This window comes from Absicoccus porci, from assembly GCF_003725415.1.
Lineage (GTDB): Bacteria > Bacillota_I > Bacilli_A > Erysipelotrichales > Erysipelotrichaceae > Absicoccus > Absicoccus porci.
Genome location: NZ_RJQC01000002.1, coordinates 536078 through 551503, shown reverse-complemented (window position 1 = coordinate 551503; position 15426 = coordinate 536078). Strand labels below are relative to the sequence as shown.

Below are 15426 nucleotides of genomic sequence, written 5' to 3'. Positions count from 1 at the left end.
GAATTTATGAAAATACTTCATGTAGATAAACCCATATCAATTGATTTTGATACGGATGTGATCGAGTGTTTGGCAGATCCAAATTGTGATTTTTCTTGGATCTTAGATATTCGAGACCAATGTATCCAAAAACATATTTTATTTCGTTTTGTTTCAACCGGTCCAACATTGATCAAAGATGGTAAGATCTATCATATTCCAACCAATCAGCAGGTTTCACAAGCTAAGAAAGCCCAAATTGATTATTCACCAAACGATGATTTGTTTGTGCGTTTGTCGCATTCAAAATTTCGTTCTTCGTTTTATTTACGTAAAAAGGATCGTACCTACATCCAACAAAAAGGATGGGAAACCATTGATCAACATGCGCATGATTTTATTGCGTCGCGTTTAGCACCGGCCCATCCGCATCATGATGGTAAACAAACACCGATGAAGGGCCATCCTGTATTTTTAGCGCAACATGCAACGGGTACATGTTGTCGGAATTGTTTGTATAAATGGCATCATATTCCCAAAGAAAAAGACCTAACAGATAAAGAACAAAACTATATCTGTCAGGTCATTATGGATTGGTTATTTCGTCAAATGGAAAAGTGAACCGTTTTTTTCGGTTCACTTTCATTTTTATAATTAGCTTTGTTTACGTTTTAAGGCCACTAGGATCACGATCACAACGATGGCTGCTGCCCCAACGCCCATATATAATCCGGAATTTGTTTGGGTACCTGTATTGGTTCCCGATGTCGTTTGTGTATTTTGACCAATGTATGTATTGGTTAAAGTGTATCCACTGACATCACCACGATAATGGCTTAATGCCTTTTCTTTAATGGTATATGTATAGGCATTGCCATTTTCATCATTCTTTGGCAATCCTTTGAATTCAAATGTCCATTGATCATCACTGCCCTGTACTTCCATGGCTTTGTATTGTTTATCATTGGCATATAAGATAACCGTTACCGTTTTTGGCCGTTGTTTATTTTTATCGGAATCATCTTTCCAAACGATCTTACCTTGTACATTCACAGTTTCATCGGTATTATCGGTTGCTAAAACTTCCGTATCTGTGGATTGATCAATCACAAGAATGTTGTTTTGTTGAACATTCTCCACATTGACTTCAATGTTATTTTGTTTCATTTCCACATTGGTCTGATTATTTGTATTGTTTGTAGTGGTTGTAGATTGATCAGTCGATTTTGTATCTGAAGTTTTTGTATCATCTGTTGTTTTATCCGTAGCGGATTGGTCTGTCGTTGTATTATCGGTAGTTTTGTCGTCAGTTGTCGTTTCATCTTTGGCATCGGTGGATGTCATATCAACATCAATGTACTTCACCGTATCATTGGATTTCGCATTGGTTTTGACTTCACTTGTAAAGTTATCAACAGGTTCCACTTCAACAGAATAATCAACTTCTGTTTGTTGGGTATCATCGGTATACTTTGGTTCTTGTCCAAACGTAAATTTCCAATCACTACCAGTGACTTCATATGAATCTCCTGTAGATTGTCCATTGGCCAATAATGTCACTTTTACTTCTTCTGGTTTTTGGGAATCTTTCACATCTTTACCCCAATCAATGACACCTTGTAAAGAGACGGTCTTTATGTTTGTATCATCCAAAGTGATATTGATATCTTTGATTTCTGTTGTATCTGCAGTTGTTTCATCGCTTGATTCCACTTCGGCAGATGAATCATCCGTATCCGTTGTAGATTCATCGGTTGTATCTTTTTCTACTTGTACATCTTCAAAGGTCGTATCTTTTTGTACCGTAAATGGAATTTCAACCGAATGTGTACCAGCTGAAACATCTTCCAATGTCATTTCACTGACTTGACCTTTATTATCGGTAGTTTTTACATCAACTGGCTGACTATCAACCGTCACATTTTCTTCTTGTACATCAATATTTGGTAAATTCAAGGTTAAATCGTTACCATCAAAATTGACATCATTAATTTGCATGACCATTTGATCATTGATCGTTACCTCTGTATCTTCGTTGACTGGTGTTCCATCTTTGACAAGTTGAACCGTACCCGCATCATTATAGTTTGTTGTCTCTTGTGCATAAACAGGGACACTTCCAAAATTGGAGTATACCATTGTTGCTGCAAATAAAATACCCATTGCATGATTTCTTTTCATAATAAAGCTCCTTCTTTATTTCATTATACTAAAAAAAAAGCATTGGATACAACCAATGCTTAAACGATTATAGATTGTTTTCAACAAATTCAAGTACTTTTGGTTCTGGAATAAATCCTGAAAAAGCATTCACTTGTTCGCCTTTTTTAAATAAGATCACTGTAGGTACAGCCATGATACCAAATTTTTCTGCCAAATCGCTGGATTCATCGACATCAACGGATACAACTTTGCATTTGCCAGCTAATTTTTCGGAAACGCTAGCCATGATTGGTGTCAACATTTTACATGGTCCACACCAAGTAGCTGAAAAATCAACCAAAACGGCATCTTCTTTCATTAATTCATTGAATTGTTCTGTATTTACTTTATTTACCATTCTAGAAATCCTCCTGTTGTTAAGTTCATTGTAACCAATGGGAAAATCGTTGTCTATTCATTTGCCTCTGGCCATTTATCATTGATAAAGGCAAGGGTTTTTTGAAGTGCATCTTCTCTTGCTTTGTGACAATGTTTTGGATAATTTCTTTCAATTTGGAATAAACGACGATATAAAATATGGTCTTTATGAAAGGCTTTTGGTGGTATGATCGCATGACTCACCACTTGATATTGTAGATGTCGGGCTCCATATCGATAGTCACTATCTTGAAGACGACGAACAATTTGTCGACAAGCATACTCACTTGGCAAAACTACATCATTTTGTGAAGAAATCAACAAAATAGGGCATTGAATATTTTCTACGGGAATGATCATTTCTTCTTTTAAACCATAAGCCAAACATTGCTCATACCGATCGACAGTATGAAATTCATGACTAAATTTCATTTCACGAGCTACTTGTTTCCACATCTTGGTTTCCGGTTTTAATAGTGGCAAAGGCAATCCTTTATACAAGATCGTCATAGAAGTTGGTTTGATCGACAATGGCTGATATAAAAGGTCGAATGGATTGACTGCGATCACAAGATCAATATCATCTGGATAGTGACTAGCTACGCTTAGCGCAATGCTTCCACCAAAACCCCAACCCCATAAACCAACGTGCTCATAGCCTTGGGAATGCATGGTTTGGGCAACAAACGAAATATCATCGAGAGATACTTCACGTCCGGGTTCAATAACATCTAAAGCAAGGGTATCCATGTTTTCTTCTGTAAATGCTTTCGCAATCACATCATTACGAATGGTACTTAAGATGATCAATATCGAGGTGTTCGATGCTTTTCCCTGATAGTACCGAGCAGAGAAGCCATCTTCATCAAATTTATAATTGAATTTCATAGTTAAATCTTCTTGTATTGCTTATTATTTGTCAATGCACAAAAGTTTTAATTTATCTAAAATGAACCACATAGTCCATTGTTTTATTGTTTTCCGGATAGAGATGATAATTGATTTGTTCATACAATTCCGGATCATACGATACATGAATGGTAATATGTTGTCCTTCTTTTACTTGTTTGGTTTTGGTCGTCAAATGAATGCTTTTCACAAATTGCATTTCCACTTCATTGGTTTGATCAAATTTCTTTTTTATGTTTTTCTTCACTTTGATGTCTTCAATTTGATTGCCTTGGTATTCCACTTGTACATAATCTTTCAGATAAATGGGTTTGGCATCTTGACTATAGGTACAACCAACTAAGAAAAAAATCAAAAGTAGTATTCGTTTCCACATGGTTTCATTATAACGTAAAAAAAGTAATCCATGTTTATGGATTACAGTTCTTACAAGGTCGATATCCTTCACTGATGATTGTTTCACGAGAATCTGTTGATGTGATTTTATTATTTTCACTCATTCGTTTTACACTGAAGCAATCGGGTCGATGAAAGACATGAGTGTTTGGATTTAATATATATGTTGTACTTGTTGTTTCGGTTTGTGTTTCTGTACTTGTAGTTTCCGTTTCAGTTTGTGTATTTGTTTCTGTACTCGTATTTTCCGTACGATGACTATCACCGGTTGCATAATCAATTGTAATGCCCGGTTGGACATTGTAGACAAATACATTAAACGATAGATTTTGGTCTTCCATCGACAAGGCTTCCATATGTACGCCATGTGCTACCAAATCATTCCCATCATAGATGGGTGTAACACGATAGAGGACATGATGATGGGTGGATCGTATATAATCAGCAACCTGATTTTCAAATGGTAACATACCATCGACATTCATATATCGGGTGCCCGTAATTAAGTTATATTTATTCGCATTTTGTCCACTCAACATATACGCTATCAAATGACATCGATTGTATAAATAATGATCTTCAATTAAATCATCATACCGGACCGTATGCCATCCACTTGGTTTGATCATACCAATGGATCCTCTTTTTTTGGTTGGCATGGTCTCTTTTCCTAAAATAGCCTGGGCTTGATGGCACCGTCCCAAATCATCCCATTTGGAGTAGGATTGATACACCGTTGTGGATTTTTCATCATCCGTAAATGACGGCACATTATTATTGATTTCTACATAGGGCGTACCAGAATAGGCAGGAATTACTGATACATCGATATCTCCTTGTTGCGCATGTACACAAGCCGTGCTAAAGAATACAAGCAGCGAACAGAAGAATACAAACAATCTCTTTCTCATAAAAATAGTATACCACATAAAAAAGCCATAATTCATCGAACTATGACTTATAAGATATTCTCGGTTCGTGCGATGATGGCATTTTGTGCTTCTGGCATCAACGATACAAATTGGGCACAATATCCAGCTACACGAACAATCAGATCCGTATGTTTTTCTGGATCTTTTTGTGCTTCTTTCAGTTCCTGAGATGATACAACATTAAATTGATTATGATAAATGCCTTTTTTTGCAGAAACAATCAAGAAGTCAATAAAGCGTTCCAAATTGGCATCGCCTGCTAGCGTTTGTGGACTCAATCGCATATTTAACAGTTGTCCAGCAGCTACCCGTACGTTTGGTAATTTGGATACGGAATTGATTAGAGCTGTAGGTCCTGTCTGATCGGTGCCTTGGGTTGGTGAACATCCTTCATTCAATGGACTACCTGCCATACGGCCATCTGGTGTGGCACCAACCACAAAACCATTTGGCACATAAGATGTGATATTCGAAGTCGACATTGTATAACAACTTACCTCCGGTCCTTTGTCTTGGCGAATTGTATGATACGAAGGTAATAATTCCAAGTAAGAATCAAACACATCCGCAACGATTTTATCCACATCATCGATGTCATTTCCAAATTTAGGCAAACGTAATATTTTGTTGCGTATGCGCATGGATTCCTCCGATTGCCAATTTTCATCCATGGCGTTCAGCAATTGTTCCCATGTCAATGTGTGATCTTCATACACAAGTTTCTTGATCGTATATAAAGAATTGCCTACGACCGATGGACCAATATTGGATTGCGAGATCACATCGTATTTACAACCACCTTGTTTCAAGGTCTTACCAAGTTTCATTGAGTTTTGAATGAAACAAGAAGCAAGTGGATCCGCATCATAGATTTCCAAGCTTTCATCACAAATGGCATCACATGCCACGCTAATATCGGAATAAAATTTTAAGTAGCGTTTCCATTCGTTCCACAATTGGTCATATGTGTCTTTTGATCGTCCTTTCAACATACAGATTCCTGTATTGGGATCTTTCCCATCATGGAGCATGATTTCTAATACTTTTCCCCAATTGACATAGGTCATGCCAGTTGCTCGATGTCCGTATTTTCCAGGAACTCCAGTTTCAACACAGCCAATTGGACAATAATCCAAAGCATCTTCTTTTGGAATACCGAGGTCCATGATTCCTTTGGCAACAACTTCATCATTGAACATGCTTGGCATACCACATCCGGTGCGAATCAATTGGGCACAAGCTCGTAAATACGATCTTGGTGATTGAACATGATAGCGAGCCGAAAAGTTCGGTTCAGATAATCGACATTGATGCATGGCTTCAATACACAAATATGTCAAATCATTGGTTCCATCCGTACCATCTGGTTTTAATCCACCCACAACTAAATTGGAGTACAATGGATATCCTTGTGAAAACTTTGTATGACCATAAGGACGCACTTTATTTAGGGAGGAATTCATGATAAACATATGAGTGATAATTTCTAAAGCTTCCTTGGAAGTAATCACTCCAGATTCTAAGTCTTTTTGATAATATGGATAGATATATTGATCAAACCGTCCATAACAGAATGAATGACCATTGCTTTCTATCATCTGAAGCACATGAATCATATAGGTAACTTCTACCGCTTCATAAAAACTGCGAGCTCCTTGTTCCATCATGGTCAAGGCCATAGTAGACATATTTTCATATTCTTGTTTACGAATGGGATTGGTTTCACTTATCGCCAATTCTTGTGCAAGTTTTCCATAACGTTTAAAGAATGTCAATGCACCTTCTAAAGAAACAATCACGCTTTGATAGAAAGCCAACTGTTCATCCGAAAGATTTTCTTTCAATTTTCTTTTTGCAGTATTTATGATTGTACGAAACCCTTGTTTCAATACTGTTTCATGATCTGGTACGATATGGCCATCGCCACTCATCGAAATACCACCGCGATGAAGAACGCCTTGTTTTTCAGCCATTCGTATAGAATCGGTGATATGAGCATTGACGCGATCTTCATGTGTATGTCCCTTCCAATAAGGTGCAATTGAACGAAGATCTTCTTTGATTTTTTCATCAATATAAAAGATATCTCCCGATCGTTTTGCAAACGTATCCAATTCATCAATGACCCATTGAATGGAATATTCTGGAAAGATTGGTGCTGCAAAATTTTGGGATGCCTGATTTCCAAAAATTAAAGAGTCTGGCTCTATATAGATGGTCATATGCTCTAAGGTATAAGCAAACGCTTTGGCCTTACGTAAAATATAAGGTTCACCCTCAGTTTGTTGAAAAGATTGCGTATATAAAACAGCTCTTTGCGCACAAATTGTTGCTTTACGTTTTTCCATCTTTTCACGAAGTCGTTTTGTACGTTCGTTGATCATAAGTCAGACCCCTTCCTTCATTATTTTTTCAAATCAAGTACAACAGGCACGGAACGATAGCCAACACCCATACGATCAATACCCATATCAATTAATTTTAAGAAATGTTCACGTGTACGGATGCAACCAGACCCTTTGATCTTGCATTTACCTTGGTTTTCATCCATGATCAATTGTATAACTTCTGGTGTAGCACCGACATTTTCATGTCCCGTTAAGAATCCTGTGCTTGTCTTGATGAAATCGGCGCCCGAATCCATGACACAATGACATCCAGCCTTGATTTCTTCTTTCGTCAATGCATCGGTTTCCAAAATAACTTTCAATGCACGTCCATATTTATGAGCTGCATCAGCACATGCTTTTAAATCTTCTGTTACTTCATCCAATTTTCCAGAACGAATCTTACCAAAATTGGCAACGATATCTACTTCTTTTACTGTATCACATTTTGCGACAGCTTCAATTTGTTGTACACGACTTTCAGTGGAACTATCACCAAATGGGAAATCCGTGACTGGACAAAGCATCGTTTCTGATCCTTTGACATAGGGTTCGCAAAGATCCATATAGCCTGGGTTGATACAAATCGTAGCACATCCCAATTGCACACCATCTTTGGTCAAATCAATAATCTCTTGTTCTGTAAATTCTGGTTTCAATACACTGTAATCAATGTATTTTGCTAATTCTTTCGTAGTCATTTCTTTTGCTGGTTTATTTGGTTTCATTATAATATATGTTCGATAACTTTCGTTATCTTTCCTCCTGTATCTATATAATAGCATATTACATTCGTTATACAACTATATTTTTTTGTTTATTTTCTTTTATGTTCGTTTTTAAGGCTTTCTAATATTTGATGACATATTTTTTCTATGTATATCGACTAGATAAAACTTTCACTATTTGGATCAGAATAGTAAAATAAAGAAGATCTTAAATGTTATCTTGTTTACACGAACTAAAGAGAAAGGAATTAAAATGATGAACAATGATATGACTGTATCAGAAAAGAAAAATAGAATAGTTGAACAAATGTCTTCCATCTCTATTCTTCCTATAAAAGATGAGTCAATTATGGAAGACGACAATTATACAAAAATCCCTTATATGTCATTTTTAGCCTTAGGCACCGGCTTAGAACCTGTGGCAAACCTGCTACAAAAAGCGATTTTGGGAAATGATCAAAGCGGTCTATATTGGGTAAGAGTTCCCAAAGGACATCATTTAGCTAGGCGAATCGATGGTAGTGGACTGATAGGAGCTACTCTTTTTAATGATACAAACCAAGTGGCCGGACAAGCCATATTGAATAATGTTACTTCTTTAGATCCAACCCTACTATTTATAATCGCAACTCTCTATGCAATTAACCATAAATTGGATGCGATCAACCAAGGACAAAAAGACATTCAATCGTTTTTAGAGCAAAAGGAACACTCTGAATTGCAAGGAAGCTTACTGTTTCTAACAGATGTGATCAATAATTACAAATATAATTGGAACAATGACTTTTATCTCAAGAATAATCATTTAAAAGCACTAGACATAAAAGAAATGGCAGAACAAAAAATAGATTTCTATCAAAGTCAAATCCGTAAAGAAACCTCTAAAAAAGAATTCTTGCTAATGGATAAGGATGTTAAAAAGAAACTTGATGTTATAAAAAATGATCTAATCAATTATCAACTGACATTCTATCTTTTGTCTTTTGCCTCCTTATTGGAAGTTATTTTAAGTGAATCATTTGATTCTTGTTATATACAATCTGTCATTCATAAACTGAGTCATTACTCACTAGAGTATCGGCAATTATATACAGAATGCTATGATATTATAGAAAAAAACGTCAAAAATACTGTTGAATCACAAGCCATAAACGGAATCTCTACTATAAGCAAGGTTATGGGTAAAACAATTGAAAAAGCGCCGTTATTAGGTAAAACGCCAATTGATGAATCTTTGATTTCTGCTTCAGATAAACTAATTGCTTTGAATAATGATCATACGGAAACTCTAATGAAAGAACTCATTCAAAACCAAGGTGGTTTTGTCAAGCCATTTATAGATACTCTAACATCAATGAAAAAAATATATAGTCAAGACCTACAGTTCGCAATGGATGATAAAAATATTTATATCCATCAGGATTTGATCAATTGATAGGCTACAAATTTTATATGATACAAATTCAAAAAATAGTACAAAAAAATAAGCGAGTAGATACCCCAGAAAACGGATAACAGAACTATAAATAAGATATAAAAAATAAAAAGCCCTTTAAATAAAGGACTTTATGGACTTTGGTGCAGAAGAAGGGATTTGAACCCTCACAAGATTGCTCTTACTGCCGCCTGAAGACAGCGCGTCTGCCGTTCCGCCACTTCTGCAAGTGGTTTTATTATATCATGAACTGACAAAAAAAGAAGAGGTTTCCCTCTTCTCTTAGAATAATCCAACGATCTTTCCGTTCTCATCAATATCCATATCCAATGCACTTGGATGTTTTGGTAAACCAGGCATCGTTAATACCTTACCTGTTAAGGCTACGATAAAGCCAGCGCCTAAACTTGGACGTAATTCACGAACCGTAATCCGAAATCCAGTTGGACGACCCATGATCTTTCCATCATCGGTTAATGACATCTGGGTTTTGGCCATACAAATTGGTAATTCATTCCAACCCAAACGATTAAATGTATCAATCTGAGCTTTTGCTTCATCCGTAAAATCAACGCCATCGGCACCATATACTTTTTGGGCAATGGTATTGATCTTATCTTCAATGGATGCATGGACATCATACAATGGTGCATATGTATTTGGTTGATCACAAAGCGCAATAACTTGTTGCGCCAGATCCAATGCACCTTCGCCACCTTTTGCCCATACTTGAGACAAAGACATTGGATGACCATTTTCTTTACACCAATTCTCTAATGCTTCAATTTCTTTTGGTGAATCGGATTCAAATTGGTTGATCGCAACAATATAAGGTAAACCAAATTGTTGGACCGTATCGATATGTTTCGCTAAGTTACCACAACCAGCTAACATCGCATCCACATTTTCTTCTTTCAAATCTTCAAAAGCAACACCACCATGTTGCTTCAACGCACGAATCGTTGCTACGATTACTACCGCATTTGGTTTCAAATTGGCCAATCGACATTTAATATCTAAGAATTTTTCCGCACCTAGATCGGCACCAAAACCAGCCTCTGTAACTGTATAATCTGCTAGCTCTAAGCAAGCTTTTGTCGCAATGACAGAGTTACATCCATGGGCAATATTCGCAAATGGACCACCATGGATCAATACAGGATTGTGTTCCAAAGTTTGTACGATGTTTGGTAAAACCGCATCTTTCATAACCATCGCCATGGCACCTTGGATACCTAGATCACGTACATAAACTGGATCACCATCATAGGTATAAGCCACTTGCATACGAGCAAAACGCTCTTTTAGATCCATTAAATCATCAGCCAAACAAAGAGCTGCCATGACTTCAGAAGCAACGGTAATATTGAATCCATCCTTACGCTCTACCCCATTGGCTTTCGATCCTTGACCAATCGTAATATCACGAAGGGTACGATCGTTCATATCTAGACAACGTTTAAAAGTGACTTTGGTTGGATCAATATGTAATGGATTTCCTTGATGAATCGAGTTATCCAAACAAGCACAAACTAAGTTATTTGTGGTCGTAATCGCATGCATATCACCCGTAAAGTGCAAGTTGATATCTTCCATAGGTACAACTTGGGCATAGCCGCCACCCGTTGCTCCACCTTTTAAACCAAAGACAGGACCTAAACTTGGTTCACGCAAAGCCATCATCGTTTTCTTGCCTAAGCGATTCAAAGCATCACCTAAACCAACGGTTGTCGTACTTTTTCCTTCTCCTGCTTTGGTTGGGTTGATAGCTGTTACTAAGATCAATTTTCCTTGTGGTTGATCTTGTATCGATTTTAAATAATCAAAAGATAATTTAGCTTTATATTTTCCATAATATTCCAATGCATCTTCTGGAATCCCAATCTTTGCAGCCACTTTTTGAATGGGTTCCATTGGCGTTGCTTGAGCAATCTCTAAATCTGTCATTAGTCCATATCCTTCTTTCCAATATCATGACGATAGAATAAATCCGAACATTGAATACGTTTTACATCTTCATATGTCTTTTTAAATGCTTCTTCCAATGTATCCGCCATATTAGTAACCATCAATACACGACCACCATCGGTCACTAAAAGTCCATCTTGCATCTTCGTTCCCATATGATACACATAACCATTGAGATCATCCGGAATTTCAATCACAGCTCCCTTGGTTGAACTTTGTGGATAATTGGTACTTGCCATGACTACACCATGACTAACTTGTTTGGTCCATTTTAAATCAACTGGTTTATCGTCCATGACATCTAACATGGCTTGCACAAAATCACTTTCCAAGCGAGGTAAAATAACTTCGGCTTCAGGATCACCAAAACGAGCATTAAATTCAATTGTCTTCACACCATCTTTGGTCTCCATCAAACCACCATATAAGAAACCTGTAAATGGTACGCCTTCTTTGACCATCGCTTTAGCCATTGGATAAATAATTTTTTCCAAGGCTTCTTCTTTTAAAGCGGGTGTAATCTTTTTAACCGGACTATACGAACCCATACCACCGGTATTCGCACCAACATCACCATCACCAACTGGCTTATGGTCTTGAGCTACTTCTAAAGGATATACCTTATCGTTATGAACCAATGAAATCAATGAAAATTCAAAGCCTACCAAACATTCTTCAATAACAACGCGATTGCCTTCAATCGCAAAGGCAACATCCAATGCTTCTTTGGCTTGATCAATCGTTTGACAAACCGTTACACCCTTTCCAGCTTTCAAACCATCTTCCTTAACAACAATCGGTGCTCCTTGGGCTTGTACATATGCCCAAGCATCTTCTTCATTATCAAATGTTTGATACGCAGCTGTTGGAATATCATACTTAGCCATGATCTTCTTCGCAAAATCTTTACTCGATTCGACTTGTGTAGCTGCTTTCGTCGGACCAAAAATCTTTAATCCCGCATCATGGAATGCATCCACAATACCTAATGCCAACGTAGCTTCCGGACCAACAACCGTTAAATCAATTGCTTTTTCTTTCGCAAAAGCCACCAATCCATCAATATCACTGTCACTAATTTCTACACAATGTGCAAATTGTGCCATACCTGGATTTCCAGGCGCAGCATATAATTCTGTACATAATGGTGATTGGGAACAAGCCAATGCCAACGCATGTTCACGACCACCTTTCCCAACAACTAATATTTTCATAGTCTACTCCTTCTTTTCCTCGTCGCATTTATTGTACCAAAAAAAATAGAGCTATATAGCTCTATTTTTAAAGTTTTAAAAATTGTTCGACATCCAAGACAAAAACGGTCGCGCCGCCAACTGTCACTTTTACGGGATAGGTTGAAAATGCGCCCATATCATAACCAGCTGTATTTGGAACCAACTCTTCTCTTTGTGAAGAATACTTCTCAATGATTTCAATAGCGCGTTGTACTTTTTCAGCTTCACAACCAATCAATAAAGTGGTATTGCCAGCACGTAAGAACCCTCCCGTTGTTGCCAACTTTGTGACTTGATACGATTCCTTATTCAAACCACGAATAAGTGCCGTACTATCATCATTTGAAATAATGGCTAAAATGAGTTTCATACGTACTTCCTCCTACCGTTATTATAATACAAATGTTCGTTATTGATACTTTTTCATTTTAATCATGCGATTGATATGTTGTGCAGCGATTGCGCCATCATTGGTTGCGGTAACCACTTGACGAAGATCTTTATCCACAATATCACCCGCTGCATAGATGCCTGGTACTTTGGTCATACGATTTTCATCAACGACCACATAACCACGTGTATTCACTACATCCAAAGAAACCAAAGCCGAACTCATTGGATTTTCTCCTTCATATGGGAAAATGCCTTTTACATCCAAGGTCCGCTGTGTATGCGTCTTCGCATCTTCGATCACCAAGCCTGTTACTTTACCTTTTTCACTCAATACTTCCACTGGCTTTGCGTTCGTGATCTTTTCAATCTTGTCATTTCCTTCAATCAATTGTTGATTACTTGGCTCGGCTGTATAATCATCGCCACGAACAACAATGTAGATCTTACTGGCAAACTGCGATAAGAAAGCTGTTTCTTCTAAAGCGGAGTTATTGCCACCGACTACCGCAACTGGCTGATCTCTAAAGAAAGCTCCATCACAAACCGCACAGAAACTTACGCCATGACCCACATTGGCTCTTTCACCAGGAATACCCATCATTGCTTCTTGCGTACCGGTTGCCACGATAACGGCTTTGCCTTTATACACTGTACCATCGGCCAATTTCACTTCTTTATCTTTGGTAATTTCAACAACATCTCCATATACATATTCCGCTCCAAATGCGGTCGATTGCTCAAACATCGTTGCTGCTAAGTCGGCTCCATTCACATCGGGTGTGCCTGGGTAGTTCGCAATTTTAAAGGTCTTCAACAATTTACCACCTGGTGCACCACTTTCAATCATTGCTGTATGTAATCCAGCACGAGAACCATAAATCGCTGCTGTCATACCAGCTGGTCCCGCACCAATAACAATCAAATCAAATGTTTTTGTTTCCATTGTATTTCTCCTTTTTTATTAGTATGAATTAACTTTGCTAAAAATTCAAAAATGATGCATAAAAAATGGTGATTTACAAATCACCAAATACGTGTATCACACCAAGCTCGACTTTCTTGCACAATATCTTGCAGTTCACTAAATGAATGAATCAAGCGACAAGGATCATACACCAATAATTCCTTTTTCTCGGATGAATACGCACTAAACGCAATCGAATACGCTGCCATATTACGAGCTGCTTGTATATCTTGGCACGTGTCCCCCACATAAACCAAATCATCATGACCGACATTTAAAGCATCACAAGCAGCTACCAAACCAGACGAACTCGGCTTGGGCTTTGGCATGTTTTCGGCACCAATGACACAATCAATACAAGAATCAATCCCAATCAAATTTAGATCAATTTCAATCAAATTTGTGGTCTTATTCGATACCACACCAATTAAATAGCCATCATCATGTAGATGTTGAATCGTATCTTCTACACCAGGAATGGCCAAGACCATTTGGGATGCATATTTTTCATATAATGCATCATACATTTCATGAATCTTTTTACCATCTTCATTAGGAAAGTATTGTTTAATGGTTTCCTCTACCGTTGGACCGGAAAAAGAATCTTTTTGGTCTTGGGTCAATACATCATCCGGACGATATTTTTGAAAAATGTCTGTCCAAATTTGGGCAACACAAGCTTTACTAGAAGAAATGGTACCATCTACATCCAAGAGGATCACTGGTTTATGATACCATCCAAAAATACGATGAAAAACGCCTTTTAAACCAATCAAACCAATAATGATCGCAATAACCGAAATGATCTGTGCAATCCGGAAAGATCCAATCATCAAAGAATCCGAACGCATGCCTTCCACTATAAAACGCGTAATGCCATACCAAACACAGTACATGAAACCACAATCACCGCGATGTCGATACAACTTCTTTCGACCAATGGTGGAAATCAAAAGAAATCCCAATAAATTTAAACAACTTTCATATAAAAATGTCGGTTGTCGATAGTAACCATCAATAAACATTTGATTCTTTATGAACGATGGAAAAAATTTGTAGTAAGAAGCTGAGACAATTTGTCCATACGCTTCTTGATTCGCAAAGTTGCCCCAACGACCAAAGGCTTGTGCCAATAAAACATTGGGCATGATCAGATCAAACATACGTAAGAATGAAACATGATGATTATGAAAATAATAAAGACTAAACAACAAGCCCGCAATGATTCCACCATGAATGGCTAATCCACCATGCCAGATAGCCACGATTTCTTCCACATGTTGAGAATAATAGCTCCATTCAAAGATCACATAATAAATACGCGCACCCAGAATGCCTATCAATAAAAGGGGAAACAAATAATCTTCCAATAAGGCACTGGCATATCCCCATTTTTTGATTGTTCTTTGACAAAGTGCATAAGCAATCAGTGCCCCTGTCAAAATACATATGGCATACCAAGTAATATGAAGCGTGCCAAATGACACAAATATTTTTGAATTCGGAAAAAACTGCATACC

14 protein-coding genes and 1 tRNA gene are annotated in these 15426 nt (G+C 37.4%); 2 read left to right on the top strand and 13 right to left on the bottom strand.

Annotated elements, in window-relative coordinates; translation table 11 throughout:
* The first annotated feature begins 6 nt into the window (after window positions 1-6).
* Entirely contained in the window at window positions 7-600 is a 594-nt protein-coding gene (locus tag EDX97_RS07515; RefSeq protein ID WP_128520536.1) for a DUF4186 domain-containing protein, read from the top strand.
* A 33-nt stretch (window positions 601-633) separates the two neighbouring features.
* Here EDX97_RS07515 and EDX97_RS07510 read toward each other — a convergent pair whose 3' ends face one another.
* From EDX97_RS07510 to deoC, 7 genes are all read right to left on the bottom strand, one after another.
* Window positions 634-2160, bottom strand: coding sequence for a Cna B-type domain-containing protein (locus tag EDX97_RS07510; RefSeq protein WP_128520535.1), 1527 nt, complete (start codon window positions 2158-2160; stop codon window positions 634-636).
* 67 nt (window positions 2161-2227) lie between these two features.
* On the bottom strand, window positions 2228-2578 hold the full coding sequence (gene trxA, locus EDX97_RS07505; protein ID WP_338076165.1) for a thioredoxin: 351 nt from the start codon (window positions 2576-2578) through the stop codon (window positions 2228-2230).
* Window positions 2579-2592: 14 nt separating this feature from the next.
* Window positions 2593-3447: an acyl-CoA thioester hydrolase/BAAT C-terminal domain-containing protein gene (locus tag EDX97_RS07500; RefSeq protein ID WP_128520533.1), complete on the bottom strand. Its 855-nt coding sequence runs from the start codon at window positions 3445-3447 to the stop codon at window positions 2593-2595.
* 52 nt (window positions 3448-3499) lie between these two features.
* The gene (locus EDX97_RS07495) at window positions 3500-3844 is read right to left on the bottom strand and encodes a hypothetical protein (RefSeq protein WP_128520532.1); all 345 of its coding nucleotides are present in this window, start codon (window positions 3842-3844) and stop codon (window positions 3500-3502) included.
* A 34-nt stretch (window positions 3845-3878) separates the two neighbouring features.
* A complete protein-coding gene (locus EDX97_RS07490) occupies window positions 3879-4775 on the bottom strand; it encodes a DNA/RNA non-specific endonuclease (protein WP_128520531.1) in 897 nt (298 codons plus the stop codon).
* Window positions 4776-4822: 47 nt separating this feature from the next.
* Window positions 4823-7180, bottom strand: a complete 2358-nt coding sequence (locus EDX97_RS07485; RefSeq protein WP_128520530.1) for a glycyl radical protein — start codon at window positions 7178-7180, stop codon at window positions 4823-4825.
* Window positions 7181-7200: 20 nt separating this feature from the next.
* A complete protein-coding gene (deoC, locus tag EDX97_RS07480) occupies window positions 7201-7911 on the bottom strand; it encodes a deoxyribose-phosphate aldolase (RefSeq protein ID WP_128520529.1) in 711 nt (236 codons plus the stop codon).
* A 253-nt stretch (window positions 7912-8164) separates the two neighbouring features.
* On the opposite strand from deoC, the gene EDX97_RS07475 reads away from it, so the two are divergent.
* Window positions 8165-9346 (top strand): hypothetical protein, encoded by a 1182-nt coding sequence (locus tag EDX97_RS07475; protein ID WP_183164306.1) that lies wholly within the window; start codon window positions 8165-8167, stop codon window positions 9344-9346.
* A gap of 141 nt (window positions 9347-9487) precedes the next feature.
* Here the strand turns inward: EDX97_RS07475 and EDX97_RS07470 are convergent.
* From EDX97_RS07470 to lgt, 6 genes are all read right to left on the bottom strand, one after another.
* Window positions 9488-9573, bottom strand: a tRNA-Leu gene (locus tag EDX97_RS07470).
* Window positions 9574-9628: 55 nt separating this feature from the next.
* Window positions 9629-11293 carry a formate--tetrahydrofolate ligase gene (locus tag EDX97_RS07465; protein WP_128520527.1) on the bottom strand — a complete coding sequence of 555 codons (1665 nt, stop codon included), beginning with the start codon at window positions 11291-11293 and terminating at the stop codon, window positions 9629-9631.
* Entirely contained in the window at window positions 11293-12528 is a 1236-nt protein-coding gene (gene purD, locus EDX97_RS07460; RefSeq protein WP_128520526.1) for a phosphoribosylamine--glycine ligase, read from the bottom strand. The genes EDX97_RS07465 and purD overlap by 1 nt, the downstream gene beginning before the upstream one ends.
* 67 nt (window positions 12529-12595) lie before the next feature.
* Window positions 12596-12919 (bottom strand): cyclic-di-AMP receptor, encoded by a 324-nt coding sequence (locus EDX97_RS07455; protein WP_128520525.1) that lies wholly within the window; start codon window positions 12917-12919, stop codon window positions 12596-12598.
* 39 nt (window positions 12920-12958) lie between these two features.
* A complete protein-coding gene (locus tag EDX97_RS07450) occupies window positions 12959-13885 on the bottom strand; it encodes an NAD(P)/FAD-dependent oxidoreductase (RefSeq protein WP_128520524.1) in 927 nt (308 codons plus the stop codon).
* Between the two features lie 80 nt (window positions 13886-13965).
* A complete protein-coding gene (lgt, locus tag EDX97_RS07445) occupies window positions 13966-15423 on the bottom strand; it encodes a prolipoprotein diacylglyceryl transferase (protein ID WP_128520523.1) in 1458 nt (485 codons plus the stop codon).
* Window positions 15424-15426 lie beyond the last annotated feature (3 nt).